The sequence below is a fragment of the Janthinobacterium longum genome (genome assembly GCF_051380735.1).
Taxonomy (GTDB): Bacteria; Pseudomonadota; Gammaproteobacteria; order Burkholderiales; family Burkholderiaceae_D; genus Janthinobacterium.
Genome location: NZ_JBNYXQ010000001.1, coordinates 1,142,239 through 1,165,955, shown reverse-complemented (window position 1 = coordinate 1,165,955; position 23,717 = coordinate 1,142,239). Strand labels below are relative to the sequence as shown.

Here is a 23,717-nt window from a genome sequence, read left to right as displayed (position 1 = left end):
GTCATGCTCCTATTCTGAGTTGCTGGCTCACGCACTAAGATGACTGTTCCCATGCATAAGCGTGGTTCCGTAACCGACGTTATCAACAATCAAGGAGATGATCATGGCTACATCGAGCGACAACAAACAAGGTCAGCAAGGCGGCAAAGACAGTGGCGGCAACAAGCAAAGCGATACCAGCAAACGCGGTTTTGCTTCCATGGATCCGGCACAGCAGCGCGAAATCGCCAGCGAAGGCGGACGCGCCGCCCATGAAAAAGGTACGGCCCACGAATTCACGTCGGAAGAAGCACGCCGCGCTGGCAGCCAGAGCCATAAAAATGATGGCAACAAGCAGAGCGGCGGCTCGGGTTCGTCTGGTGGTGGCAGTGGGGGCAGCCGTGGCGGCTGATACCCCGTCTTGAGCTTGAAACAACAGGCAGCCAGCCGGTCGTCCCTTGTTTTGCGATGTAGGATGAATCCTACATCGCAATCTGATGACTTCCTATGTCTGTCGCCATCGCCATGGACTATGCTGAAAAGGTTGCAATCACGCAGCACATCATTGACGGAGGTTGACATGGCACAGAAACTTTCACCGGAGCCGGCGCCCAAGGCAGGCACTCAGCAAGATGCCGGAACGCAGAGCGGCAACCGGCAAAGCCATGCGCAGGATGGCGAATATTTTGTGCTAGTTGACAGTGAACGGGGACTCGATATCGGCGACGATCTGTTTTCCATCGGCGAAGTGCGGCGCGCCGACCGTCTGCCGCAGCACCAGGGCGGCAGTGCGGGCCAGAGCAGGCAAAATGCCGACAATGCGCCCGACACCACCGGCAGTACCGGCGTGTAGACGTGCAGTCGCTTAGCTGGCGCTCCATGCCGCTTGTGCCAGTTGCAGCACATGCTCCCGTACGTCGGTCGGCCAGCTCGCTACCTGTGTTAAAAAGGCTTCGCGCTGCCCGGCAAACAGCGCGCGGCTCGCTTCTTCGAAGCCTGCTTCATCACCGGCCAGCGCACTCATGAAGCGGTAGGCGGTTTCACGCGCCTGCCGCTGCTCGTCGACACTCCTGTTGTCGCGCTGCGCATGCTCCACCAGTTTCCTTAACGCCACCGAAGCGCCGCCCGGCTGCGTCGCCAGCCATTCCCAGTGACGCGGCAGCAGGGTGATTTCGCGCGCCACCACCCCCAGTTTGGGCCGGCCAGCCGTGCGCGGCGCAGCAGTCGCCAGCGTTTCTTCCACCGCGCCCTGCGCACGCGGCAGGCGCTGCAATATCTCGGCCAGGCTGCCGTGCAGGTTCAGGTCGACCTGCTGGCCATTGTCATCATTGAATATCAGGATTTGCGCGTCGGGTTCTGTGGTCACGAGTTCCTTCAGCGTTTGCGCCACCGCATGCAAGTTGCCGGCGGCCACCTTGCGCTTGCCGGCAAAGGCGGTGAGGGGGGATGGGGTCATGCTGCCTCCTTGTGGAATAGGTAAGCAGCTAATTTTACCCGGATTAAATTGAAAGTCAATAAAACCCGGGTAAAAATATTTACAGGTTGATGCGGCCGTGTTCGCCCAGGTCTTTCGGCGTGTCGCCCGTGATGGCAGCCTTGGCCATTTCAAAGAACTGGCGCATTTTGCTGGCTTCGCTGTCCCAGTATTCGGCCGACTGGATGGTGACCTTGATCAAGGAGAGGTGAGGATCGTCGAGGCCGCCCGGGAACCAGGCCTTGACGATCGGGTTCCACAGCTCTTCCGCCTTGGCGCGGTCCTTCAGCAATTCGGCGCGGCCGCAGACCGACACATACAGGCTGTCGCTCGGCTCGGCAAAGCTGACGTTCACTTGCGGATTGTTCAGCAGGTCACGCGTGTAGGCTGCCTCGTCCGTGACAAAAAACCAGATCTGGCCCTGCTCGTCGACTTGCTGCTGGGTCAGCGGGCGGCTGGTCAGCGTGCGCGTATCGTCGCTGGTGGTAAACATGCCGAATTTGACGCTTTTGATCTTGTCGGCAATGGTGGCGATCTGTTCGCTGGTGTAGGAAGTCATGGTGTGCTCCGTTTGTGGTTGTCCTGAACAACAGCATAGGCCGCACACCAGGCTTGCTCTGTTCGACAGCGTACTTTGCAGGCACGTCGCCGCCACCGCCCCATGTTTCAAAGTTGTTACAAAACGTTGTGGTCTGTATGCCTGTGGCATATTGACTTAATAAATGATAATCATTATCATTTGTTGGATATTGATTATTGCAATTCCCCATTGAAGGATATGAATGAAGCAAGCTGACGTGTCGCGCAGCAACGCCAGCCGCGCCGTGTGGTTAAAGCAATTGCATCAATGGCACTGGATCAGTTCGGCACTCTGTTTGCTGGGGATGTTTCTGTTCGCCATTACCGGCATTACCCTGAATCACGCCAGCCAGATCGAAGCCAGGCCCGTCGTTTCACGGCAAAAGGCGCAACTGCCCGCGCCCCTGGTCACGGAACTAACCACCTTTGCTGCAAAGCATGATGGCGCCAACGCGCCGATGCCGGCTGCGGCCGAGCGCTGGCTGAATCAGCAGTGGTCGCTCAATGCCGGTGGCCGTCCGGCCGAATGGAGCCTCGACGAGGTCTATCTGCCGCTGCCGAAGGCGGGCGGCGACGCCTGGGTGCGCATCGGCCTGGAAGACGGCGCTGCGGAATACGAACTGACGGACCGTGGCTGGATCTCCTGGCTCAACGATGTTCACAAGGGCCGCAACACGGGCGTGGCCTGGATCTGGTTCATCGATATTTTTGCCGGCCTGTGCATCGTGTTCTGCCTGACCGGGCTGTTGATACTGAAGTTTCATGCGGCCAATCGGCCGTTTACCTGGCCGATGGTCGGCCTCGGTATTTTGATACCCTGCGCGATCGCGCTGCTGTTTATCCATTGATGTTTTTTTCCCTTACTTTGACAGGCACACCATGAAATTACGCTACTCCCTTGCGCTCGGTCTTCCCCTGATCGGCACCTCGGCGATGGCGGCCGACCTGGCCCTCAAGCTTGAAATCCCGCAACTGAATGTAGCGGAATACCACCGCCCTTACGTGGCTGCCTGGCTGGAATCGGCAGACCAGAAAGTGGTCGGTAACCTGGCCGTGCTGTACGACGTGAAGAAGAAGGACAAGGCGGGCGAGAAGTGGCTCAAGGATATGCGTTCGTGGTGGCGCAAGAGCGGCCGCGACCTGGCCATGCCGGTCGATGGCGTCAGCGGCGCCACCCGTGCGCCAGGCGAACACAACCTGACCTTCCCTGGTTCCAAAGCCGTGCTCGACAAGCTGCCGGCCGGTGAATACCAGTTGGTAGTGGAAGCGGCGCGCGAAGCCGGTGGCCGCGAACTGGTGCGCGTACCGTTCCAGTGGCCGCCGAAGTCGGCCCAGTCCGTCCCTGCCAAAGGCAAGGAAGAACTCGGTAACGTCGTCGTCCAACTCAAACCTTAAGGCGCACCCATCATGTTGAAGCAATTGAACAAACCGCTGATCGCGCTGGCCCTGGCCGGCCTGGCACTGAACGCCCATGCCCACCGTCCGTGGATGGTGCCGTCGAGCACGATGGTCGAAAGCAAGGATGCCTGGGTCACGGTCGATGCCGCCATCTCCGAAGGCCTGTTCGAGATCGATCACCAGCCGCTGCGTCTCGATGCGCTGGTCGTCACCGGCCCGGATGGCGCCACCGTCGCGCCGGCCAATATGGTCACCGGCCGCCTGCGCAGCGTGTTCGACGTCAAGATGGAAAAACCGGGTACCTATAAAGCCGCCATCGTCTCGCAAAACGTGATGGCCAGCTACAAGGTCAACGGCGAGCAGAAGCGTTTCCGTGGCAACGAAGAAACCTTCAAGAAAGACATGCCGGCCGATGCGCAGGACGTGAAGGTCACGCGCACCGCCAGCCGCCTGGAAACCTTCTTCAGCAAGGACGAAGCGAGCACCGGCGTCTTCAAGCCGACCGGCGTGGGCCTGGAACTGGTGCCCGTCACGCACCCGAACGAATTGCGCGCGGGCGAAAAAGCCACCTGGCGTTTCCTGATCGACGGCAAACCGGCTGCCAACCAGGCCTTCAGCCTGGTGCCAGGTGGCGTGCGCTATCGCGGCGTGCTCGGTGAAATCCGCCAGAGCACCGACGCCAGGGGCGAAATCACCTTCACCGTGCCGGCCGCCGGCATGTATTACGTCAACAGCAGCTGGCCAGCTGCCACGCCACCGGTGGCCGGCCAGCCGCCAGCCATGCCGGAGCGCCGCATGACCTATGCAGCCACCGTGGAAGTGTTGCCGGAATAAGCGATGCGCCGGGTACTGTTGCCACTGCAGCTGGACGATCGCACGCCGCCGCCTGGCGCTGCGGTCCGGGAGCTGCACGGCTTGAGCATGGGCACCAGCTGGTCGGTGCGCCTGGTCGACACTGCGCTGCCCGGACGCGCCGGCAGTGCCGACTTGCGCCAGGGCTTGCAACAGCAGCTGGACCTGGTGGTACAGCAGATGAGCCACTGGCTGCCTGACTCCGACCTGGGCCGTTTCAACCGCGCCGTGCCAGGCAGCTGGCAGCAACTGCCGGCCGCCTTTGGCGAAGTGCTGGGCTTTGCGCTGCAGGTATCGCAGCTGAGCGGCGGTGCTTATGACCCGTGCGCCGGCGCCCTCGTCAATGCCTGGGGCTTTGGCCCCGAGAACCGCCACGACCAGCCCGGCTTCCGGGCGCCCGATGCGGCGACCGTGCGGCACTTGTTGTCGCAAGGTCGCCGCATCGAGTTTGACAGCGCCACGCGCCGCGTGCGCCAGCCGGGCGGGGTGCAGCTGGACTTATCTTCTGTTGCCAAGGGTTATGCGGTGGACAGGCTGGCGCGCTACCTGGACAGCCAGGGCGTCGACCATTACCTGGTGGAGGTCGGTGGCGAGTTGCGCGGCGCCGGCTGCAAACCGGACGGGCAACCGTGGTGGGTGATGCTGGAGCAGGTTGACGGCACCGATGCTGCGCTGCATCCTGCGGAAATGATGCTGGCGCTGCATGGCCTGTCGGTCGCTACCTCGGGCGACTACCGCCGCTTCTTCCATGATGGCACTGTGCGCTATGCGCATACCATCGATCCGCGCACTGGCATGCCGCTGAGCAATGATCTTGCTTCCGTCACCGTGGTGCATGCGCAATGCATGGCGGCCGACGCCTGGTCTACCGCCTTGACCGTGCTGGGTATCGACGCCGGCATGGCGCTGGCCGAACAGCAGGGCCTGGCGGTCCGCTTTGTGCAGCGCGATGGCCAGGCTTGCCAGGAATACCTGAGCAGTGCCCTGCTGGCCCTGCTTGACGACTGATACCTCATGATTTTTACCCACGATATGACGCGGCTGTTGCTGCTGGCCGGCCTGTCCTTCAGTTATGCCGGCGTGTGCCTGGCGCCCTGGCTGCGTGCGCGCGCCAGGCGCCGCGCCGCTGCTGCCGCCAAAGCGGCGCTGGCCGGCAATCCGGCCTGGCTGGTGGCGTATGCGAGCCAGACCGGCAATGCCGAAGAGCTGGCCATGCAGACGGCGCACAGCCTGCAGCTGGCCGGCGTCGCCGTGCGCGTGTGCGCACTGGCAGAAGTAACGGCGCAGGAGCTGCAGCAGGCCGAGCGGGCGTTGTTCCTGGTCAGCACTTATGGCGAGGGTGACGCGCCCGACAATGCCGCTGCCTTTATTGGCCGCCTGATGACGGGCGAACTGCCGCTGCCGCAACTGCATTACGGCGTGCTGGCGCTGGGCGACCGCAGCTACAGCCAGTTCTGCGGCTTTGGCCGCGCGCTCGACACCTGGCTGGCCGGTCAGGGCGCGTCCCCGCTGTTCGAACGCATCGAGGTCGACCGCAGCGCCAGCGCGGCGATTGCCGCCTGGTTCCAGCAACTGAGCCATCTGGCCGGCACCAGCGATGCGCCCGACTGGAGCGCGCCTGCGTTCGAAGACTGGCGTTTGACGGAGCGCCGCCTGCTTAATCCCGGCAGCGCCGGTGGCCCGATTTATCACGTGGAACTGGCGCCCGCCAGCGGCGCCTTGCCCGCCTGGCAGTCGGGCGACCTGGTGCAGCTCGCCGCGCCAAGCGACCCATCGAAGCCGCGCGAATATTCGATCGCCTCGATACCGCAGGAAGGCCGCGTGCACCTGCTGGTGCGCCAGCACCGCCATCCCGATGGCAGCCTGGGCGTGGCGTCGGGATGGCTGACGCAGGCGGCCCAGCCCGGTGAGCTGGTACAACTGCGCGTACGCCAGCATCGGCGTTTCCGGCTGGAAGACAATGCCGAACGGCCATTGATATTGATCGGCAACGGCAGCGGCATCGCCGGCCTGCGTGGTCATTTGAAGAGCCGCATACTGGCCGGCCAGCAGCGCAACTGGCTGATGTTTGGCGAGCGCAATGCGGCCCACGATGCGCATTACCAGCAAGAACTGCAGCGCTGGCACGCCAGCGGCGACTTGCCGCGCCTGGACCTGGTGTTTTCACGCGACCAGGAGCAGCGCCTGTATGTGCAGGACCGCCTGCGCGGCCATGCCGATGAAGTCTTGCAGTGGCTGGCGCAGGGCGCGGCGATCTATATTTGCGGCAGCCTGTCCGGCATGGCCGGCGGCGTCGACCAGGCGCTCGAAGAGATGCTGGGCCGCCCGGCCCTCGATGCGCTCGCGGCACAAGGCCGCTACCGCCGCGACGTGTATTGACCTGGCAAGCTATCATGGCTGTTTCCACCCATTCTCAGGAGACAGCATGAGCGACAATATCGAGACGATTCCCGTCAAACTGATCAATGGCCAGGCCACCAGCCTGGCCGCCTACCGTGGCAAGGTGCTGCTTGTAGTCAACGTGGCTTCGGCCTGCGGCCTGACGCCGCAATACGAAGGCCTGGAAAAGCTTTACCAGGACAAGCAGGCTGAGGGCCTGGTGGTGCTGGGTTTTCCTGCCAACGATTTTGGTGCGCAGGAGCCGGGCAGTAACGAAGAGATCGCCGATTTTTGCACCAGCAAGTTCAGCGTGCAGTTCCCCATGTTTGAAAAAATCACCGTCAAGGGAGAAGACCAGCATCCGTTGTATCAACAACTGGTTGCCGCCCAGCCGCAGGCGCAGGAAAAACCGGGCAGTGATTTCCGCGCCAAGCTGGCCGGCTATGGCATCACGCAAGAAAAGCCAAGCGACGTGTTGTGGAATTTCGAGAAGTTTTTGATCAGCAAGGATGGCAGGGTGGTGGGGCGCTTCGCACCCGACACCCTGCCTGACGATGCCATCCTTGCGCAGGCCATCGAGCGCGAACTGCGCGCCTGACAGCTTATTGCGACGTGCCGTCCTGGATGGCCGGTTCCAGTTCGCCGCTCACTTCCTGCAGGCCGCGCGCCAAGCTGGAAATGCTGGGGTTGTCGATAAAGACGCAGCGCTTGCCGGTGCGCTTGCAATAATCCTTCACGCGCCAGTAGGCACTGTGGCTGATGCAGCCGGTCTGGCAAATCACCAGGTCGGCCGCCGCCAGGCTCGAATCGAGCAGGTTGGCATTGTCTTCCAGGCCGCCATCGTGGTGGGCAAATTGCGCACCGACCCGTTCGATCAGGGCGCGGTAGGTGGCGACGTTGCCGCTGCGTCCGCCCACGCACAGCACGCTCTGGTCGACCAGCCGGATCGGCATTTTCAGCTTGCCGCCGTCAGGCACCTCCAGCTTGGGCGACTGCGGCGTCGCGACTGCGGCAGGTTTTGGCTGGGCTTTCAACTCGGTAATTTGCTGGCGCAATTCCTTTTCGCGCTCATCCATTTGCGCCAGGCGTTCGACCAGACGGGTGCGCGATTCCAGCGACGGGATAACGGCCTGCAGTTGCGCCAGTTCCGCGCGCAGCTCCTCGATCACGCTGTCCTTGCTGATCGAGTCAAGGCGGGTGCGCAGCAGTACCGCTTCCTGGCGTTCCAGTTCGCCGGTTTTCTCCTGCAACATGGCCTGGCTGCGTTGCTGCAGCCTCGACAGTTCCTGCGCCAGGCGCGCATTTTCTTCCTGCAAGGCCGTAAACTTGCCCATGTCGGCGCGTACGCAGGCGCCGGCCTGGTGCTGGATCATGTGCAGGTCGCGGCACATCTGCTCTTCCAGTTCCGCATCGCAGCGCGGATGGGTCAGGCCGGCCCAGAAGGCGCCGGACACATCGCCATTGGCCACCGCAGTGCGCCACAGCTGGGCTACCTGTTCCTTGCTTTTGGCGCCGCGAAAACGCAGGATCACGGGGGCGTAGCGGCGTTCCAGTTCCTTCTGCAGCGCCTCCGACAGACGGTTGCGCGCGCCGCATTCGGTGACCGCGCCGACGTGCACTTCGTAGTCGTCGGCCAGCACGCGGCCGCCCGTCATCTTGCCGACCAGCTTGCGCAAATAACCGAGCGGCAAACCGACGCCGACCAGCGGACAGTGGCAGGTATGCGACAGTTCCCACAGGCGCCGGCGGCGCGAGGTGAGTGCCGCCGTGTCGGCGTCGCTGGCGGCACAGTTGCTGATAACGGGCAAGGACTTGTCTTTGTCACACATGGCGGTTTCCTGTAAAGCGTGGCGATGGAACAGGGTGGGCAGCGCGCGCCAGCGGCAGGGCGCGCGTGGGGTTGAGCAGGCGGTCCAGGCGTTCGAGCAAGGTGCCCTTGGCCGGTTTGGGCGGGTTGACGGTGGCCGTGACCATCGCTGCCCATTGCTGCGACAGCTGCTGGCAGGTGGCCTGCAACACCGGCGCCAGGCTCGGCAGGCTGGACAACACCTGCAGGTGGCGTTCGATGACCGACGCCAGTTTCGGACACGCCGCGTTGGCGTGATAGTGCGACATCAGGTGCAGCACATTCGACAGCATCAGTTCGGGCTGCCGTTCATGATTGCTCGCCAACATCGTGTCTATACGGTCGTTCGCCATCAAGCGCTCCTGTGCGGTAGTGACGCTGGCGGGCGCGCCGGAGGCGCACGACTGGCTTGCGAAAAGGATGGACTGCCGGTTCAGCCGCAGCGGGCTCAGGCAGTGAGGATCAGTTTGTTCAGTTGCGTGACACGCAGGCGGTAAATCTTGCCGCTGTGTTCGATTTCGATTTCGCGGCCCTGCTGCAGCAGCGTTTCGCTGGTGATGCGGCGAGCCGGCTGCGCCATGCTGACGGGCGGACGGACATGGGCGGCGGCGGCATCCTGGATCATGGCTGGTTTCGAGCTGTGCATGGGTGGCTTTCCTTGTCTCAGTTGAGAATGATTCGTATTTGCATTATTGTTGAATGTGACCGGAAATGCAAGCCTTATTTAAGAGAAGATCACGAGAAATTCATCATCAGAAAACCGTCTTTTCGTGCGCACGAAAAAAGACCCGGCAGGAGCGCGTGCTCCGGCCGGGTCAAGCCTGTACGGGTGAGTCACACGGCGAGCAACTGCGGTGTTTCCAGGGCGGCGGCGTTGGCGGCATGGGTCTCGGCCTTGAGCTTGGCGGCGGCCAGTTGCTTGGCGCGCGAGCGCGACGGTGGCAGACGGCGCAAGGTCTTTAGCGCTTCCGGGTCTTTGATGCCGATGGTGCGCTGGTCGACCGTGATCAGGCCGATTTCATTAAAAGCCGACAAGGTGCGGCTGACCGTTTCCAGCGTCAGGCCCAGGTAGCTGCCGATTTCATGGCGCGTCATGCGCAGGTTGAACAGCTTGCTTGAGTAGCCCATCTGCGCGAAGCGGTCGGCCAGCGAGACCAGGAAGCGGGCCACGCGCGCTTCGGCAGAGAGCGCGCCCAGCATGCCGATCATCGCCTGCTCACGCACCAGTTCGCGGCTCATCACGCCGTACATGACGTTTTCCAGCTCCAGATGCACGCGGCCCAGTGACGTCAGCTTTTTGAATGGCAGCAAGATCAGGTCGCAGTCGGACAGCGCTACCGCTTCCGACGAGTAATGGCGGGTGTGGATGCCGTCGACGCCCAGCATGTCGCCTTTCATGGGGAAGCTGAGCACTTGTTCATTGCCGAATTCGTCGATCAGCACGGTTTTCAGGAAGCCCGAATTGACGATGTACAGGGTGTCGAAGGGCTGGCCGATGGTGTGGATGCGCTGGCCGGTCTTGAACTGCACGTGCTGGAACAGCAGTTCGTCGGCGGCGATGGCGCAGGCGGTGGAAATATGCAGCAGATCGCAGACTTCTTTCAGGTTTGACCACAACCGTCCCTGGCGCTGGCGTCCCGCTTCCATGGAAGGCGACTGGAGTGTCGGCGAAGTCGGACGGTTTTCAGACGTGTGCGTGGACAGCATGTTCATCTCCTGGTGGCAGGTCGGTCATGTTGGAACAGCGAAATGCTCAGGGGCTGCGCCGTATGCCGGCATGGCCCTGGCGTTTAATATGTGTAGCGTTGAAACGTGCGATGTAAAGAAATAATTTCCAGCAACTCGGCAACTGGTTTCAGTATGCCAACACACGTAGTGAATTAATATCAGCCGAGGCTGAATATGGCAGTAGGAGCCAAGGTGGGTGGTGTAGGATTAATCCTACACTGATGATCGCGCGCGCGGCGGGCTGATTCAGGTCTTGAAGGGCGACAGCAGGCGGTGGGCGACGGCGTATTGCACCATTTCTGAAAGTGAACTCATGCCCATTTTCTGCATGATGCGGGTCTTGTGAGTGCTGACCGTCTTCACGCTCAGGTGCAGGTTGTTGGCGATTTCCGTGATCGACTTGCCGGCCACCAGCAGTGAGAACACTTCGAATTCGCGGTCCGACAATTGTTTGTGCAGCAGGCTTTCATTGGGCATCATGATGTTGAGCACCAGCTGCTCGGCCACTTCTGCGCTGATGTACGGCCGCCCCGAGGCCACCTTGTGGATGGCGCCGACCAGCTGGGTGCCGGCGCTTTCCTTGGTCAGGTAGCCCTGCGCGCCGGCGCGGATGGCGCGTACGGCATATTGCTCTTCTTCGTGCATGGTGAGGATCAGGATGGCCAGCTTGGGCGCCTCGCTGCGGATCTGGCGGATCAGGTCGACGCCGCTGCGGCCCGGCATCGACAGGTCGAGCAACAGCAGGTCGAAGCCCCCCTGGCGCACCCGGTTCAGTACTTCGAAGCCGTCGATGGCTTCGCCGACGATGTCGATCTCGGGCGCGCCGTCCAGTATGCGCTTGAGGCCCTCGCGCATGATGGTGTGGTCGTCGGCAATCACAATACGTATCATAGCGTCAGTAGGTTGGTTCGCCGGGCGGCGATTGTTAAGGCATCAGAAAAGGGGGCCAGGCCGGGCGAAAACGCCCGTCGCGCCGGGATCCCTGGCGCGGTGCGTCATTGGGCCGGCGGCTCCTTGATCAGGCGGTGTACCAGCACCGGCAAGGTCGAGTGCGACAGCACCTTGTTGGTGACGCTGCCCAGCAACAACTGGCCCCAGCCGCTGCGGCCATGCGAGCCCATGAAAATCAGGTCGCAATGCTGCAGCTGCGCCACTTCGACGATCTTTTGCGCCGGACTGTCGGAAAAGGCTGTCAGGCCGCTCGCTTCCAGACCCCGCTTGGCAGCTTCGTCCAGGATGGGCTGCCAGTGGCCGCTGCCGGCACGGCGCATGGCGATGCGGTATTCTTCTTCGCTGGGATAGCTGGGTGGAATGATTTCGATATACACCGGGTACTGGTATTCGGGCGCGACGTACAGGGCAAGGATGTCGGCATGCATTTGTTCGGCGAACGCGACGCCGGCGCAGGCAGTCAGGTTGGAGACGGCTGAACCGTCAGTGGCGATCAGAATTTTCTTATACATGACAGCTCTTTCTTAAAGTGAACCGTTGCGCACAGCCTGCCTTATTGTAGGCTGGGTAGCATGATGGTATTCATGTAACGATTTGATATTTATCAACAGTTGTGCCGGTTCAGTATAGACAACGTTGGCGAAAGGATGATCATTTGCTGCTTTTGGTTTGGCGGCAAGTGGCTTGCGGCAAGGTTTTCTCGCCGGATAGCTGCTCTTGCCGGCGCGCCAATGGTAGTATTTCAAAATACAACACCTGATACAGATATTTCCGTGCGGAAAAGGTATTGCAGGCATGGTTTACGGCAGGAAGCGCGTTTTGAGATTGAACAACAGGGCGGCGCCCTGCTACACTCGCATCATCGCAGCGGTATTGCCTCAAATCATCTTAATCGAGAAATTGTGGGTAGTAGTCTGTAAAACGCACAGTTCAGGCGGAATTTTGACAAATTATGGAGAAGCAGGGATATGACCAACGCCGCTGATGATTTCGATGCCTTATTCGATGAAGTATCTGCCCAACGCACCGAGGCGCCCAAGCCGGCGCCCGCGCAGGCAGCTCCGGCAGTGATTGCGGACGATGATTTTGACGCGCTGTTCGACTCGGTATCGGCCAGCGCCGCGCCAGCCGCAGCTGCGCAGCCGGCCGCCCCGGCGCCTGGCGTGGAGGAACCTGCGCCAGCAGCTGCCGCCCTCGCCACTGAACCGGTCGACCAGTCCGACAAGCCGATGTTCGAACGCCTGGGCGGCATCGTGCGCCTGCTGCACGACTCGCTGCGCGAACTGGGCTATGACAAGGCGCTGACGGAGGCGTCGTCGCAGATCGTCGACGCGCAGGACCGCCTGGAATATGTGGCGACCCTGACCGAACAGGCCGCCAACAAGGTGCTGAACACGCTCGACGAAGGCATGCCGGCACAGGATGTGCTCTCGAAAAAGGCCAAGGACATGGACAGCCGCTGGACTGCGCTGTTCGACGGCAAGCTGAGCCTGGACGAGTTCAAGGCCCTGGCCGGTGATTCGCGCCAGTTCGCGCAGGCCGTCACCGAGGCAACCGAGGCGGAAAAAGCGCGCTTGCTGGAAATTATGATGGCGCAGGACTTCCAGGACATCACGGGCCAGCTGATCAAAAAAGTTGTCAATATCACTAAAACGGTCGAGAATGAGCTCGCGCAGTTGCTGCGTGACAACGCTCCTGCCGAAGTGCGCGAAAAGCTTGCCCAGAAACAGGAAGCGCCGCTGATGCAAGGGCCTTCCGTGCCGTCGGTGGCGCTGGACCAGGATAATGTCGATGACCTTCTTGCCGATTTGGGATTCTAATGGACGATATGCTCAAGGATTTCGTCGTCGAGGCGATGGATCTTGCGGTTAATGTTGAAGAGCACTTACTGCGTCTCGAACGCGATCCGGACAACAAGGAAACGCTCAATGCGGTGTTTCGTTCCTTTCACACTATCAAGGGTGGCGCCGGTTTCATGGGCCTGCCTGCGCTGGTTGCGGCCTGCCACCTGACCGAAAACCTGTTCGACGCGCTGCGCACGGGCGCCGCGCCGGTGACGCCGATCGCCATTGAGGCGGCACTGCAGGCGTCCGGCTTCGTGGCCGACCAGCTGACGGAGCTGGCCAACGGCGCCGCGCCGGAAAGCCTGCCGGCCATGCCGGAAGAGCTGGAACTCATCCTTACCAACGCCATCGAAGGCAAGAGCATGGATGCGCCTGTCGCCGCCGCGCCAATGCCGGCGGTGGTGGAAGCGCCTGTGGTTGCCGCCCCTGTTGCCGCTGCCGCTGTTTCAGTGATCGGTGCCGATGGCCTGGATTGGGCGGCCCTGTATAACGCCGTGGTGCCGGCCGGCAGCCAGCTGGCTGTGGTCGCGCCTGCCGCTTCGGTTGCTGTGCCTGCTGCTGCTGCCGTGGCTGCACCTGCCGCCGCCAGGCCGGCCGCCAAGGCCGTCGATGGCGTGGTGCGCGAAGAGCGCCCGGACATGCGTCATGCGGCGCCGGTCAAGGAAGACAGCATTCGCGTCGACGCCGTCAAGCTCGACGCCCTGCTGGAAGTGGCCGGCGAATCGGTGCAAGCGGCCAACCAGGCCGCCGTGCTGCTTGAACGCTTGCTGCAATTCAAATTCGAAGGCCAGGCCGCCACCCTGATGGCGACCCTGGCGGAAACCCTGGAACGCGCGTCGCGTTACTCGACTGAACTGCAAAGGGCCACCCTGGCCACGCGCATGCAGCCGGTGGGTCGTTTGTTCCAGAAATTCCCGCGCCTGGTGCGCGAGCTGGCCAAGGACCTGGGCAAGGATGTCGAACTGACCATCGAAGGCGCGGAAACGGAAGTCGACCGCGTGGTGGTCGACAGCCTGTACGATCCGCTGGTGCACATGCTGCGCAACTCGCTCGACCATGGGGTGGAGTCGCCAGAAGATCGTCTGGCAGCCGGCAAGCCTGCGAAGTCGTATATTTCCCTGAAAGCATGGCAGGAAGCGAACAGCGTGATGATCGTGCTGCAGGATGACGGCAAGGGCATGGACCCGGTCTTCCTGCGCAGCAAGGCACAGCAAAAAGGCCTGATCAGCGAAAACGCGCAACTGAGCAACGACGAATGCTTCCAGCTGGTGTTCTTGCCAGGCTTTTCGACCAAGGAAGTCGCTTCCAGCGTCTCCGGCCGTGGCGTCGGCATGGACGTGGTGAAAACTGCGGTGGAAAAAAACCGTGGTGCCATCCATATCGAGTCGGTGCTGGGCAAGGGTACGAAATTTGCCATCCGCCTGCCGATCGAGCTGTCGATCGTGCCGACCATGCTGGTATCGACCTCGGGTGCCGCGCTGGCGCTGCCGATGGCGGTGGTACAGCGCGTGGTCGAGTTGCCGGAAACGTTTATGGAAGTGGGCGGTGCGCCGGTGCTGAAAGACCAGGGCCGTCCATTGCCGGTGCGTTCGCTGGCCGGTTCGCTCGGGTACGAGCCGTGCAGCGAGCGGGTCGGCATCGTGGTGGCCGCGCCGCAGCCGTATATCCTGGCAGTGGCAGCCGTCGACGGTACTGCAGACCTGGTGATCAAGCCGATGACGGCCATTACCGTCGAAGGCATTACCGGTACCGCCCGTTCGGCCGAAGGCGAACTGGTGCTGGTGGTGGGGCTGTCCTTCCTGATGGATGGCTGCCGCGGCGCGGTGCGCATGGCAGCGTAAGTACTTGCATCTTCAGAAAAAGCCTGCGGCAGACATCCTGCCGCAGGCTTTTTTATTTCGCTTCGTCAACCGGGCGCAAGCTGCCGCCTTCCAGCCAGCGCTGTACTCGCAGCACTTCTTCGGCGCGACCCGCTTCGTCCTTCGGTGGCGGCAGATAGATATCGGGCTGGATGCCATCGAGGTCAACCTGCAAATGCGGCAGTCGGGCCGAGCGCGAGGTGGCGTAAGCGATCTGGCGCAGGCCTGACGGCAGCGCCTGCATGCGCAGATTCGAGTAATCGAGCGCGCCATTGCTGTTGCGCCCGATCAGCTTGACGCGAAAACTCTGCCGCACTGAGAGCAGGAATTGTTCGCATGAACTGCCACAATCGCGGTCGACCAGCACCGCCACCCGTGCCGGCTGTCCTTGCTGGCTGGAAAATGGCGCATAGGCCATGGGGCCGTCGGCGCTTTGCGCCACGAACTGGCCCGGCTGCACGCTGCGCATGCGGGTGACGGCCTGGGCCATGTGCTTCATGCAGCTGGCGTTGCCGGGGGCATACAGCGCGCAGATAGTTTCCTGGCCGGCGATATTGGCCGGCGTCGACAGCCATTCCACGCCCATGTTGACGCTCTCGCCTGACGCGATCCATGGCAACAGGGATGCATACGTGCTGTCGTCGCCACCGTTGTTGCGCCGCACATCGATGATCCAGTTGCGCCGATGTGTCAGCTCGCTGTGTTTGCTTGCCAGTAAATCGGCGATGGCTTTGGCGTACTGGGGAAAAAAACTGGGCAATGTCAGCAGCGCAGTGTGCGAGGACAGCAGTTGCAGCGAGGGCGCCCTGTCCGGGGTGGCTATCGCCGGCGTGGCGTTGCTGGAGGTTTTGTCCAGACTCAATCCCTGGTTCGGCACGATCTGCAGATGGCCTTTGCGCCACTTGCCCAGATACGCTGACAGCGCGATATTGCAAGCGGCCTCATCGTTGGCATTGGCCGCCGCCTCGCTGGCGCTGGCCAGCGCCTGGTCGAAATATGCTTGCCCTTTTTGCGCCAGGTGCTGGCGCGCGCCGGTATCGTTTTCCAGCAAGAAGCCGGGCAGGGCGCGCAAGTCCTGCAGGCAGGCTTCGCCGGGCGTGGCCGCCAGTGCATGGCTGGCAGCAAGCGTGGCCAGGGCAGTTGCCGCCAAAAAACGCAGTCTCATCAGTGCAATCCTTCCTGAAATTGTTGTCAAAATACAATACACGAAAGTTGCCCAAACGCCTATGCCCATGCAGGGCCACCGTGCTTGCTTCGGGGCGCGGGTTTGTTGACGTGGCCCGATGCCACAAGAGCGGCTGAATCGGCAATTTCCAGCTCAAATCCAACAAAGTGACCAAACTTTGTATCGCTAATCTTGTGGATCGGCCGCTTTCGGTTCTGTAATGGGTAAAATATGGCATAATCCTTGCGGATCACCGTATGAATCTGGATTCACTTGCTCACTTACTACAGGCTGTGGCATTGCTGCATAACTCATGATGAAGACGCTTTACGACAAACTCTGGGAATCCCACGTGGTGCGCGCCGACGAAGACGGCACGACCATTCTGTATATAGACCGCCATCTGGTGCACGAAGTGACCAGCCCGCAAGCATTCGACGGACTACGCGACGCCGGGCGCCAGCCGTGGCGCATTTCCGCCAATCTGGCCGTGGCCGACCATAATGTGCCGACCACCAGCCGCGCCGACGGCATTGCCGACCCGGTCTCGCGCCTGCAGGTCGAAACCCTGGACAAGAACGCCAGGCACTACGGCCTGACGTATTTCAACATGAACGACAAGCGCCAGGGCATCGTGCATGTGATCGGGCCCGAGCAGGGCGCGACCTTGCCCGGCATGACGGTGGTATGCGGCGACTCGCATACGTCCACCCACGGCGCCTTCGGCGCGCTGGCGCACGGCATTGGCACCTCGGAAGTCGAACACGTGCTGGCCACGCAAACCTTGCTGCAGAAAAAATCGAAATCGATGCTGGTGCAGGTCGACGGCGTGATGCCGGCCGGCGTGACGGCCAAGGACATCGTGCTGGCCATTATCGGCAAGATCGGCACGGCCGGCGGCACCGGCTACTGTATCGAGTTCGGCGGGGCGGCGATCCGCGCGCTGTCGATGGAAGGCCGCATGACGGTCTGTAACATGGCGATCGAGGCCGGTGCGCGCGCCGGCATTATCGGCGTTGACGACACCACCATCAACTACGTCAAGGGCCGGCCGTTTTCGCCTGTCGGCCCGCACTGGGACCGCGCCGTTGCCTACTGGCGCACCCTGCATTCGGACCCGGGTGCGCGCTTCGACCTGGTCGTCACCCTGAACGCTGCCGAAATCGAGCCGCAGGTCACCTGGGGCACCTCGCCCGAAATGGTGGTCGGCATCGACGGCCGCGTGCCCGATCCCGACAACGAAAAGGACAGCGTCAAGCGCGATGCCATCGAAAAGGCGCTGGTCTACATGGCCCTGACGCCGAATACGCCGATTTCGGATATCCGCATCGACAAGGTGTTTATCGGTTCGTGCACCAATTCGCGCATCGAAGACTTGCGCGCGGCAGCCAGCGTGGTGCGCGGCAAGTATCGCGCCTCGAACGTGACCCTGGCGCTGGTGGTGCCGGGTTCGGGCCTGGTGAAGGATCAGGCCGAACGAGAAGGCCTGGACCGCATCTTCAAGGACGCCGGTTTCGAATGGCGCGAACCGGGCTGCTCGATGTGCCTGGCAATGAATGCCGACCGCCTGGAGCCGGGCGAACGCTGCGCCTCGACCTCGAACCGCAACTTCGAAGGCCGGCAGGGGCAGGGCGGGCGTACCCACTTGGTGTCGCCGGCGATGGCGGCTGCGGCGGGGATTGCCGGGCACTTTGTTGATGTGCGTGGCCTGCGATGAGTTAAAAAACTGCGTGGTAACGCAACTGAAATCAGGGGTCACCCGCCGGGTCTGACCCCAGCTTCGAGCCGCTGAATTACACTAACGCTACCTTTAGCTTATTACCTGAAAAAAATGAAAAAACTCTTCACCCTCCTGATCGCCACGATCGTTCTCGCCGGCTGCAACACCGTCTCGGGCATTGGCCGCGATGTGCAGAAAGTCGGCCAGGTTGTCACTGGCGCCGGCGGAAAATAACCCTGTGACGATGCTGGCGCCAAGCGCCCCCGTCCTACCGAGCAGATAGAGTAGAGCATGGATAAATTTACGATTTACGAAGGCCTGGTCGCTCCGCTGGACCGCGCCAATGTCGATACCGACGCGATTATCCCGAAGCAATTCCTGAAGTCGATCCACCGCAGCGGTTTCGGCCCCAACCTGTTCGACGAATGGCGCTACCTGGACCATGGCGAACCGGGCCAGGACAACAGCCGCCGTCCGCTGAACCCGGACTTCGTGCTCAACGAGCCGCGCTACCAGGGTGCGTCGATTTTGCTGACGCGCAAAAATTTTGGCTGCGGTTCCTCGCGCGAACACGCGCCGTGGGCGCTCGATCAATATGGCTTTCGCGCAATTATCGCGCCCTCGTTTGCCGATATCTTCTTCAATAACTGCTACAAGAACGGCCTGCTGCCGATCGTGCTGTCGGAAAGCCAGGTCGATCACCTGTTCAATGAAGTCAAGGCGTTTCCCGGCTACAAACTGGTGGTGGACCTGGAGCAGCAGTGTGTCACGACCAGCAATGGGGCGGTGTCGTATCCGTTCCAGATCGATGCTTTCCGCAAGTATTGCCTGATGAATGGCCTCGACGATATCGGTTTGACCTTGCGCCACGCCGACGATATCCGCGCCTTTGAAGAACGCCACCTCGCCAACCAGCCCTGGCTCGCCAACACAATCTAATCCTGTCAAAACATGAAAATTGCTATCCTGCCCGGCGACGGTATCGGTCCTGAAATCGTCGCCCAGGCCGTCAAGGTCCTGAATGTGCTCGGCGAATCATTTGAACTCGAAACGGCGCCTGTCGGCGGTGCCGGCTATGCAGCCCATGGCCACCCATTGCCGGAGGCCACCCTGGCCCTGGCCAAGGCGGCCGATGCGGTGCTGTTTGGCGCCGTCGGCGACTACCAGTACGACAATCTGGAGCGCCAGTTCCGTCCCGAGCAAGCCATTCTGGGCCTGCGCAAGAATCTGGGCCTGTTCGCCAACCTGCGTCCGGCGATTTTGTACCCGGAACTGGCAGGCGCCTCGACCCTGAAGCCCGAAGTGGTGTCTGGCCTCGATATTCTGATTATCCGCGAACTGACCGGCGATATTTATTTCGGCCAGCCGCGTGGCGTGCGCGAGTGCCCGGACGGTCCGTTCAAGGGCCAGCGCGAAGGGTTTGACACCATGCGCTATGCGGAAGGGGAAATCCGCCGCATCGCCCACGTCGCCTTCCAGGCCGCGCAAAAGCGCGACAAGCGCCTGACCAGCGTCGACAAGGCGAATGTGCTGGAAACCTTCCAGTTCTGGAAAGATATCGTGACCGATGTGCACAAGGAATACCCTGATGTCGCGCTCGACCATATGTATGTCGACAATGCCGCCATGCAACTGGTGCGGGCGCCGAAGAAATTCGACGTGATGGTTACTGGCAATATGTTCGGCGACATCCTGTCGGACGCGGCCGCCATGCTGACCGGTTCGATCGGCATGCTGCCGTCGGCCTCGCTGGACGCCAACAACAAGGGTCTGTACGAACCGTCGCACGGTTCGGCGCCCGATATCGCCGGCAAGGGCATTGCCAATCCGCTGGCAACCATCTTGTCGGCGGCGATGATGCTGCGCTATTCGCTCAATCGCGCCGAGCAAGCCGAGCGGATTGAAACGGCCGTGAAAAGCGTGCTGGCGCAAGGCTTGCGCACCGCCGATATCCATGAAGCGGGCACCACCCTGGTGGGCACCGAAGCGATGGGCGATGCAGTCGTAAAAGCACTGGCGTAACATATTTCAATGACGGCCCTGGCCGTCTCTTCTCGAGGAATGGTAATGAAATTAGTAGGCTTGGTAGGTTGGCGCGGTATGGTCGGTTCGGTCCTGATGCAACGCATGCAGGAAGAGGGCGATTTTGCCCATATCGAACCGGTGTTTTTCACCACCTCGAACACGGGCGGCGCGGCGCCGGCGATGGCCAAGAATGAGACCATACTCAAGGATGCCAACAGCATCGCCGAACTGTCCAAGTGCGACATCATTATTTCCTGCCAGGGTGGCGACTACACCAGCGCGGTGTTTCCGCAGCTGCGCGCTGCCGGCTGGGATGGCTACTGGATCGATGCGGCCTCGACCTTGCGCATGGAAAAAGACGCCGTCATCGTGCTCGATCCGGTCAACCTGCACGTCATCAAGGATGCGCTGGGCAAAGGCGTGAAGAACTATATCGGCGGCAATTGCACCGTTTCATGCATGATGATGGGCCTTGGCGGCCTGTTCCAGCACGACCTGATCGACTGGATGACGTCGATGACTTACCAGGCGGCATCGGGCGGCGGCGCCCAGCACATGCGCGAATTGCTGACGCAGTTCGGCACCATCAACAGTTCCGTCAAGGCGCTGCTGGAAAACCCGGCCTCGGCCATCCTGGAAATCGACCGCCAGGTGCTGGCCACCCAGCACGGCTACAGCGCGGACGAAATCAAGCAGTTCGGCGCGCCGCTGGCCGGCAACCTGATCCCGTGGATCGACAAGGACCTGGGCAATGGCCAGTCGAAGGAAGAATGGAAGGCCGGCGCCGAAACCAACAAGATCCTCGGACGCGGTGTCGACTTCGGCAGCAAGGAAATTGCCGTCGACGGCCTGTGCGTGCGTATCGGCGCCATGCGTTGCCACTCGCAGGCGCTGACCATCAAGCTCAAGAAAGACGTGCCGCTCGACGAGATCAACGACATTATCGCCAGCAACAACGAGTGGGTGAAACTGGTGAGTAACACGCGCGAAGCATCGGTGCGCGACCTGTCGCCGGCCGCCGTCACGGGCAGCCTGACGATTCCAGTCGGCCGCGTGCGCAAGATGAGCATGGGCGGCGAATACCTGTCCGCTTTTACCGTCGGTGACCAGTTGCTGTGGGGCGCGGCCGAGCCGCTGCGCCGCATGCTGCGCATTTTGCTCGACAAGTGATTGCACGGCTGAGGCAGTAGCCAGCACAGGCCGGGGAGCTTTTCCCGGCTTTTTTTTCGTCCACGCCCCTTGCCCCCTCAACCATGTGGCGCTTGCATCCCCATGGGCATGATGATATGTTGATACCTCTGGAAAAGTAACTGTTTTCCCACGCCAACCAAGATGCCACCAATTATGCCTGTACACACTCGTCCCCGAGTCGCCTCCCTTGTCATCAAAACACTCAGCAGCGCTGTCGCTTGTGCGGTGTTATTGTCACCGGCGGCGTACGCGGCCGAGCTGGGCAAAATTACGGTGCTGTCTGCCGCAGGCCAGCCGCTGCGAGCGGAAGTCGAACTGAGCGCCGTCAAACCGGGCGAAACGTCGGCTTTGCTGGCCAAGCTGGCGCCGCCCGATGCCTATCGCCGGGCCGTGGTTGACTTCAATCCCGCCTTGAACAACCTGACGTTTGCCATCGAGACGCGTAGCGGCATCCCCTATATTCGCATCAGCTCGGCCCAACCGCTGACCGAACCGCTGGTCAACCTGATGGTCGAACTGAGCAGCAAGGGCAGTGTGCAGACGCGCGAATATGCTTTCGTGCTCGATAGCCCGGAAGCGCGCCAGACGCGTGGCGCGCAAGTGGCTGCGCCCGTGCAGCCAGGCAAGGGGCAGGCCAGTGGGGCGGCGCCAGCCACGCCGGCAGCGCCCGCCGCCAAGTCCAACTACCGCATCAGGCGCGGCGATACCCTGAGCCGTATCGCCAGTGAGCTGAAACCATCGGGCGTTTCGCTCGACATGATGCTGGTGGCCTTGTATCGCGCCAATCCCGACGCCTTCCAGGGCGAAAACATGAACCGCATGCAGGCCGGGCGCATCCTGGCCGTGCCGTCAGACGATACCGTGCGCGCCACCGATACGGCGCAGGCGAAGGCCGTGGTCACCGCGCATGCCATCGATTTCGAAGCCTACCGCAACAAGCTGGCCGGGCAGGTGGCGCAAAGCCGTCCTGCGCGCGCGGCGCAGGCCAAACAAAGCACGGCCGGCAAGATAGGCGCCACCAAGGTCGAAGAAAAGCCGACCGCGGTGAGCGAAGCGCAAGACAAGCTGAAACTGTCGAAAGCCGAGCCGGCAGCCAAGGCGGCCGGCAAGAGTGCTGTGGCCAGCGAGGAAGAAAAGATTGCCAAGGCCAGGCAGGTGGACGAAGCGGCCTCGCGCGTCAAAGAGCTGGAAAAGAACGTCAGCGACCTGGAAAAGCTGATGGCCGTGAAGAACAAGGCCATGGCCGACAAGAGCGCACCGTCACCGGCCAAGCCTGACGAGGTCGCCGCCAGCGCGCCGGCAACGCAGCCGATTGCGCCGCAGCCACCGGTGCCCAAGGCCAAGCCGGTACCGCTGGTCAAGAAGCCGCAGCAGGAGCCGAGCTTCACCGACCAGATCAACGATCACCTGGGCGCCATCGGCATCGGCCTGGCCGCCCTGTTGGCGGCCGTCGCCGCGCTGGTGATCGCGCGTCGCAAGAAAGACACGCCGCCGGCGCACGAGTACATCGCGCCCGTGCTGCCACCGGATGAACCGTCGCTTGCCGACACCGGGACCGGGACCGATGCCGAGCCGCCGCATGATCTTGCGCCGGAAGACCAGCAGTCTGAAGCGAGCAATCATCTGTTCGGGACCGGTACCGGCGCCGCTGCGGCCGGTGTGGCGGCGGTGGTGGCCAGCACGGCGCTGGCCTCGAATGAAGTCGATCCGGTGGCCGAAGCCGATGTGTATATCGCCTATGGCCGCGATGGTCAGGCGGAAGATATTCTCAAGGAAGCCCTGCGCGCCAACCCCGAGCGCCATGCGGCGCGCCTGAAGCTGCTGGAAATTTATTCGGCACGCAAGGACGTGGCCGCCTTTGAAGACCAAGCCAGCGAACTGTACAGCCAGACCCGTGGCCACGGCGACGAGTGGCCGCTGGCGGCCGCCATGGGCGCCGCGCTCGACCCGACCAATCCGCTGTACGGTGACGCCGATGTCGATGCGGTGGTCAGCCTGAGCAAGCCGCTCGAAGCACCGTTGCACGACCAGAGCGCGGACTTGCCGCTCAATCAAAGCGCCTTCGATATCGATTTGCCGCCGGCCGAGCCCGCGCTGGCAACCGCTGCTGCTCCTGCTGCCGTGCCTGCGCGCGACGAGCGCCATCCGCTCGACTTCGATCTTGACAGCCTTGACTTTGAACCGGTCTCGACCAGTGACCCGATCGTCATGCCCGCATCTTCCACCTTGCCGGCCAATGCATCGGCCAGCAAGGTGGAGGGCAAGGATGCGGACCAGTACGACGCCAGCATGGATTTCGGCCTGGACCTGGAGCCGCCAGGCGGCCCCGCCAATGGCCTGGGCCCTGGCCTGACGCCGCTGCCCGATCCATTGAAAAATATTGACCTCGATGATTTTGACATGGAGACACCCGCAACACCAGCGACGCCCGTGACGCCGCCGACCCCGGCAGTGCCCGCAGAAACGCCGCCGGCGCCGCAGGAATTTGACCTCACCGGCATCGACCTGGACCTGAACGAGGGCAAGGCGGCGGCCAGTGTCGGCGTGGACGACCCGCTGTCGGCCATCCATATGGAAATGGACACCAAGCTGGACCTGGCGATCGCCTACCAGGAGATTGGCGACAAGGAAGGCGCGCGCGAGCTGATCGATGAAGTGATCAAGGGCGGCAGCGCCGAGCAGGTAGCCAAGGCGAATACCATGAAGGCATTGCTGAGTTAATCATGC

Annotated in this window: 25 protein-coding genes; 16 read left to right on the top strand and 9 right to left on the bottom strand. The window is 62.0% G+C overall.

Features of this window, described 5'->3' with window-relative positions; all coding sequences use genetic code 11:
- Window positions 1-103 precede the first annotated feature (103 nt).
- Window positions 104-391 carry a KGG domain-containing protein gene (locus tag ACQ4WM_RS05320; RefSeq protein WP_436545637.1) on the top strand — a complete coding sequence of 96 codons (288 nt, stop codon included), beginning with the start codon at window positions 104-106 and terminating at the stop codon, window positions 389-391.
- A 168-nt stretch (window positions 392-559) separates the two neighbouring features.
- Window positions 560-832, top strand: coding sequence for a hypothetical protein (locus tag ACQ4WM_RS05315; protein ID WP_436545636.1), 273 nt, complete (start codon window positions 560-562; stop codon window positions 830-832).
- 12 nt (window positions 833-844) lie between these two features.
- On the opposite strand, the gene ACQ4WM_RS05310 is transcribed toward ACQ4WM_RS05315, so the two are convergent.
- Window positions 845-1,435, bottom strand: a complete 591-nt coding sequence (locus ACQ4WM_RS05310; protein WP_436545635.1) for a DUF2239 family protein — start codon at window positions 1,433-1,435, stop codon at window positions 845-847.
- Window positions 1,436-1,514: 79 nt separating this feature from the next.
- The gene (locus tag ACQ4WM_RS05305) at window positions 1,515-2,012 is read right to left on the bottom strand and encodes a pyridoxamine 5'-phosphate oxidase family protein (protein ID WP_436545634.1); all 498 of its coding nucleotides are present in this window, start codon (window positions 2,010-2,012) and stop codon (window positions 1,515-1,517) included.
- 223 nt (window positions 2,013-2,235) lie between these two features.
- On the opposite strand from ACQ4WM_RS05305, the gene ACQ4WM_RS05300 reads away from it, so the two are divergent.
- Genes ACQ4WM_RS05300 through ACQ4WM_RS05275 form a run of 6 tightly spaced genes read left to right on the top strand, consistent with a single transcriptional unit; the run spans window position 2,236 to window position 7,259 of the window.
- Complete coding sequence (locus ACQ4WM_RS05300; protein ID WP_436545633.1) at window positions 2,236-2,880, top strand: PepSY-associated TM helix domain-containing protein; 645 nt, start codon at window positions 2,236-2,238, stop codon at window positions 2,878-2,880.
- Window positions 2,881-2,911: 31 nt separating this feature from the next.
- A complete protein-coding gene (locus ACQ4WM_RS05295; protein WP_065310441.1) occupies window positions 2,912-3,427 on the top strand; it encodes a DUF2271 domain-containing protein in 516 nt (171 codons plus the stop codon).
- A gap of 12 nt (window positions 3,428-3,439) precedes the next feature.
- Complete coding sequence (locus tag ACQ4WM_RS05290) at window positions 3,440-4,264, top strand: DUF4198 domain-containing protein (protein WP_436545632.1); 825 nt, start codon at window positions 3,440-3,442, stop codon at window positions 4,262-4,264.
- A 3-nt stretch (window positions 4,265-4,267) separates the two neighbouring features.
- Complete coding sequence (locus ACQ4WM_RS05285; protein WP_436545631.1) at window positions 4,268-5,290, top strand: FAD:protein FMN transferase; 1,023 nt, start codon at window positions 4,268-4,270, stop codon at window positions 5,288-5,290.
- Window positions 5,291-5,296: 6 nt separating this feature from the next.
- Window positions 5,297-6,661, top strand: coding sequence for a sulfite reductase subunit alpha (locus tag ACQ4WM_RS05280; RefSeq protein WP_436545630.1), 1,365 nt, complete (start codon window positions 5,297-5,299; stop codon window positions 6,659-6,661).
- A gap of 46 nt (window positions 6,662-6,707) precedes the next feature.
- On the top strand, window positions 6,708-7,259 hold the full coding sequence (locus ACQ4WM_RS05275) for a glutathione peroxidase (RefSeq protein WP_436545629.1): 552 nt from the start codon (window positions 6,708-6,710) through the stop codon (window positions 7,257-7,259).
- Window positions 7,260-7,263: 4 nt separating this feature from the next.
- Here the strand turns inward: ACQ4WM_RS05275 and ACQ4WM_RS05270 are convergent, their stop codons facing one another.
- The 6 genes from ACQ4WM_RS05270 to ACQ4WM_RS05245 form a co-directional block, all read right to left on the bottom strand.
- On the bottom strand, window positions 7,264-8,490 hold the full coding sequence (locus tag ACQ4WM_RS05270; protein WP_436545628.1) for a DUF2325 domain-containing protein: 1,227 nt from the start codon (window positions 8,488-8,490) through the stop codon (window positions 7,264-7,266).
- Entirely contained in the window at window positions 8,483-8,860 is a 378-nt protein-coding gene (locus tag ACQ4WM_RS05265; protein WP_436545627.1) for a hypothetical protein, read from the bottom strand. Before ACQ4WM_RS05265 ends, ACQ4WM_RS05270 begins: the two co-directional genes overlap by 8 nt.
- A gap of 95 nt (window positions 8,861-8,955) precedes the next feature.
- Window positions 8,956-9,153 carry a hemin uptake protein HemP gene (gene hemP / locus ACQ4WM_RS05260; RefSeq protein WP_436545626.1) on the bottom strand — a complete coding sequence of 66 codons (198 nt, stop codon included), beginning with the start codon at window positions 9,151-9,153 and terminating at the stop codon, window positions 8,956-8,958.
- Between the two features lie 188 nt (window positions 9,154-9,341).
- Window positions 9,342-10,154 carry a Crp/Fnr family transcriptional regulator gene (locus tag ACQ4WM_RS05255; RefSeq protein ID WP_436546203.1) on the bottom strand — a complete coding sequence of 271 codons (813 nt, stop codon included), beginning with the start codon at window positions 10,152-10,154 and terminating at the stop codon, window positions 9,342-9,344.
- Between the two features lie 327 nt (window positions 10,155-10,481).
- Window positions 10,482-11,126: a response regulator gene (locus ACQ4WM_RS05250; RefSeq protein ID WP_436545625.1), complete on the bottom strand. Its 645-nt coding sequence runs from the start codon at window positions 11,124-11,126 to the stop codon at window positions 10,482-10,484.
- A gap of 104 nt (window positions 11,127-11,230) precedes the next feature.
- Window positions 11,231-11,698: a universal stress protein gene (locus tag ACQ4WM_RS05245; protein WP_436545624.1), complete on the bottom strand. Its 468-nt coding sequence runs from the start codon at window positions 11,696-11,698 to the stop codon at window positions 11,231-11,233.
- A gap of 456 nt (window positions 11,699-12,154) precedes the next feature.
- Between ACQ4WM_RS05245 and ACQ4WM_RS05240 the strand changes: the two genes are divergently transcribed.
- Window positions 12,155-13,006 carry a protein phosphatase CheZ gene (locus ACQ4WM_RS05240; RefSeq protein WP_436545623.1) on the top strand — a complete coding sequence of 284 codons (852 nt, stop codon included), beginning with the start codon at window positions 12,155-12,157 and terminating at the stop codon, window positions 13,004-13,006.
- Complete coding sequence (locus tag ACQ4WM_RS05235) at window positions 13,006-14,871, top strand: chemotaxis protein CheA (RefSeq protein WP_436545622.1); 1,866 nt, start codon at window positions 13,006-13,008, stop codon at window positions 14,869-14,871. The genes ACQ4WM_RS05240 and ACQ4WM_RS05235 overlap by 1 nt, the downstream gene beginning before the upstream one ends.
- A gap of 52 nt (window positions 14,872-14,923) precedes the next feature.
- Here the strand turns inward: ACQ4WM_RS05235 and ACQ4WM_RS05230 are convergent, their stop codons facing one another.
- A complete protein-coding gene (locus ACQ4WM_RS05230) occupies window positions 14,924-16,054 on the bottom strand; it encodes a S41 family peptidase (RefSeq protein ID WP_436545621.1) in 1,131 nt (376 codons plus the stop codon).
- A 313-nt stretch (window positions 16,055-16,367) separates the two neighbouring features.
- Between ACQ4WM_RS05230 and leuC the strand changes: the two genes are divergently transcribed.
- The 6 genes from leuC (at window position 16,368) to ACQ4WM_RS05200 (ending at window position 23,711) form a co-directional block, all read left to right on the top strand.
- Window positions 16,368-17,771 (top strand): 3-isopropylmalate dehydratase large subunit, encoded by a 1,404-nt coding sequence (leuC, locus tag ACQ4WM_RS05225; RefSeq protein WP_436545620.1) that lies wholly within the window; start codon window positions 16,368-16,370, stop codon window positions 17,769-17,771.
- A gap of 114 nt (window positions 17,772-17,885) precedes the next feature.
- Window positions 17,886-18,008 (top strand): lipoprotein, encoded by a 123-nt coding sequence (locus ACQ4WM_RS05220; RefSeq protein WP_436545619.1) that lies wholly within the window; start codon window positions 17,886-17,888, stop codon window positions 18,006-18,008.
- Between the two features lie 57 nt (window positions 18,009-18,065).
- A complete protein-coding gene (gene leuD, locus ACQ4WM_RS05215; RefSeq protein WP_436545618.1) occupies window positions 18,066-18,713 on the top strand; it encodes a 3-isopropylmalate dehydratase small subunit in 648 nt (215 codons plus the stop codon).
- A 12-nt stretch (window positions 18,714-18,725) separates the two neighbouring features.
- The gene (gene leuB / locus ACQ4WM_RS05210; protein WP_436545617.1) at window positions 18,726-19,796 is read left to right on the top strand and encodes a 3-isopropylmalate dehydrogenase; all 1,071 of its coding nucleotides are present in this window, start codon (window positions 18,726-18,728) and stop codon (window positions 19,794-19,796) included.
- 45 nt (window positions 19,797-19,841) lie between these two features.
- Complete coding sequence (gene asd / locus ACQ4WM_RS05205) at window positions 19,842-20,969, top strand: aspartate-semialdehyde dehydrogenase (protein WP_436545616.1); 1,128 nt, start codon at window positions 19,842-19,844, stop codon at window positions 20,967-20,969.
- Between the two features lie 246 nt (window positions 20,970-21,215).
- On the top strand, window positions 21,216-23,711 hold the full coding sequence (locus ACQ4WM_RS05200; RefSeq protein ID WP_436545615.1) for a motility hub landmark protein FimV: 2,496 nt from the start codon (window positions 21,216-21,218) through the stop codon (window positions 23,709-23,711).
- The last annotated feature ends 6 nt before the right edge of the window (window positions 23,712-23,717 follow it).

Excerpts from the sequence above, each read along its gene's own strand:
- ACQ4WM_RS05295 (WP_065310441.1), top strand. The coding sequence starts at position 2,912 with ATGAAATTACGCTACTCCCTTGCGCTCGGTCTTCCCCTGATCGGCACC.
- asd (WP_436545616.1), top strand. The coding sequence starts at position 19,842 with ATGAAATTAGTAGGCTTGGTAGGTTGGCGCGGTATGGTCGGTTCGGTC.
- ACQ4WM_RS05230 (WP_436545621.1), bottom strand. The coding sequence starts at position 16,054 with ATGAGACTGCGTTTTTTGGCGGCAACTGCCCTGGCCACGCTTGCTGCC.
- leuD (WP_436545618.1), top strand. The coding sequence starts at position 18,066 with ATGGATAAATTTACGATTTACGAAGGCCTGGTCGCTCCGCTGGACCGC.
- ACQ4WM_RS05305 (WP_436545634.1), bottom strand. The coding sequence starts at position 2,012 with ATGACTTCCTACACCAGCGAACAGATCGCCACCATTGCCGACAAGATC.
- ACQ4WM_RS05270 (WP_436545628.1), bottom strand. The coding sequence starts at position 8,490 with ATGTGTGACAAAGACAAGTCCTTGCCCGTTATCAGCAACTGTGCCGCC.
- ACQ4WM_RS05220 (WP_436545619.1), top strand. The coding sequence starts at position 17,886 with ATGAAAAAACTCTTCACCCTCCTGATCGCCACGATCGTTCTCGCCGGC.
- ACQ4WM_RS05235 (WP_436545622.1), top strand. The coding sequence starts at position 13,006 with ATGGACGATATGCTCAAGGATTTCGTCGTCGAGGCGATGGATCTTGCG.
- ACQ4WM_RS05320 (WP_436545637.1), top strand. The coding sequence starts at position 104 with ATGGCTACATCGAGCGACAACAAACAAGGTCAGCAAGGCGGCAAAGAC.
- ACQ4WM_RS05280 (WP_436545630.1), top strand. The coding sequence starts at position 5,297 with ATGATTTTTACCCACGATATGACGCGGCTGTTGCTGCTGGCCGGCCTG.
- ACQ4WM_RS05310 (WP_436545635.1), bottom strand. The coding sequence starts at position 1,435 with ATGACCCCATCCCCCCTCACCGCCTTTGCCGGCAAGCGCAAGGTGGCC.
- ACQ4WM_RS05275 (WP_436545629.1), top strand. The coding sequence starts at position 6,708 with ATGAGCGACAATATCGAGACGATTCCCGTCAAACTGATCAATGGCCAG.
- ACQ4WM_RS05315 (WP_436545636.1), top strand. The coding sequence starts at position 560 with ATGGCACAGAAACTTTCACCGGAGCCGGCGCCCAAGGCAGGCACTCAG.
- ACQ4WM_RS05290 (WP_436545632.1), top strand. The coding sequence starts at position 3,440 with ATGTTGAAGCAATTGAACAAACCGCTGATCGCGCTGGCCCTGGCCGGC.
- ACQ4WM_RS05285 (WP_436545631.1), top strand. The coding sequence starts at position 4,268 with ATGCGCCGGGTACTGTTGCCACTGCAGCTGGACGATCGCACGCCGCCG.
- leuB (WP_436545617.1), top strand. The coding sequence starts at position 18,726 with ATGAAAATTGCTATCCTGCCCGGCGACGGTATCGGTCCTGAAATCGTC.
- ACQ4WM_RS05250 (WP_436545625.1), bottom strand. The coding sequence starts at position 11,126 with ATGATACGTATTGTGATTGCCGACGACCACACCATCATGCGCGAGGGC.
- ACQ4WM_RS05245 (WP_436545624.1), bottom strand. The coding sequence starts at position 11,698 with ATGTATAAGAAAATTCTGATCGCCACTGACGGTTCAGCCGTCTCCAAC.
- ACQ4WM_RS05300 (WP_436545633.1), top strand. The coding sequence starts at position 2,236 with ATGAAGCAAGCTGACGTGTCGCGCAGCAACGCCAGCCGCGCCGTGTGG.
- ACQ4WM_RS05255 (WP_436546203.1), bottom strand. The coding sequence starts at position 10,154 with ATGGAAGCGGGACGCCAGCGCCAGGGACGGTTGTGGTCAAACCTGAAA.
- ACQ4WM_RS05265 (WP_436545627.1), bottom strand. The coding sequence starts at position 8,860 with ATGGCGAACGACCGTATAGACACGATGTTGGCGAGCAATCATGAACGG.
- hemP (WP_436545626.1), bottom strand. The coding sequence starts at position 9,153 with ATGCACAGCTCGAAACCAGCCATGATCCAGGATGCCGCCGCCGCCCAT.
- leuC (WP_436545620.1), top strand. The coding sequence starts at position 16,368 with ATGATGAAGACGCTTTACGACAAACTCTGGGAATCCCACGTGGTGCGC.
- ACQ4WM_RS05240 (WP_436545623.1), top strand. The coding sequence starts at position 12,155 with ATGACCAACGCCGCTGATGATTTCGATGCCTTATTCGATGAAGTATCT.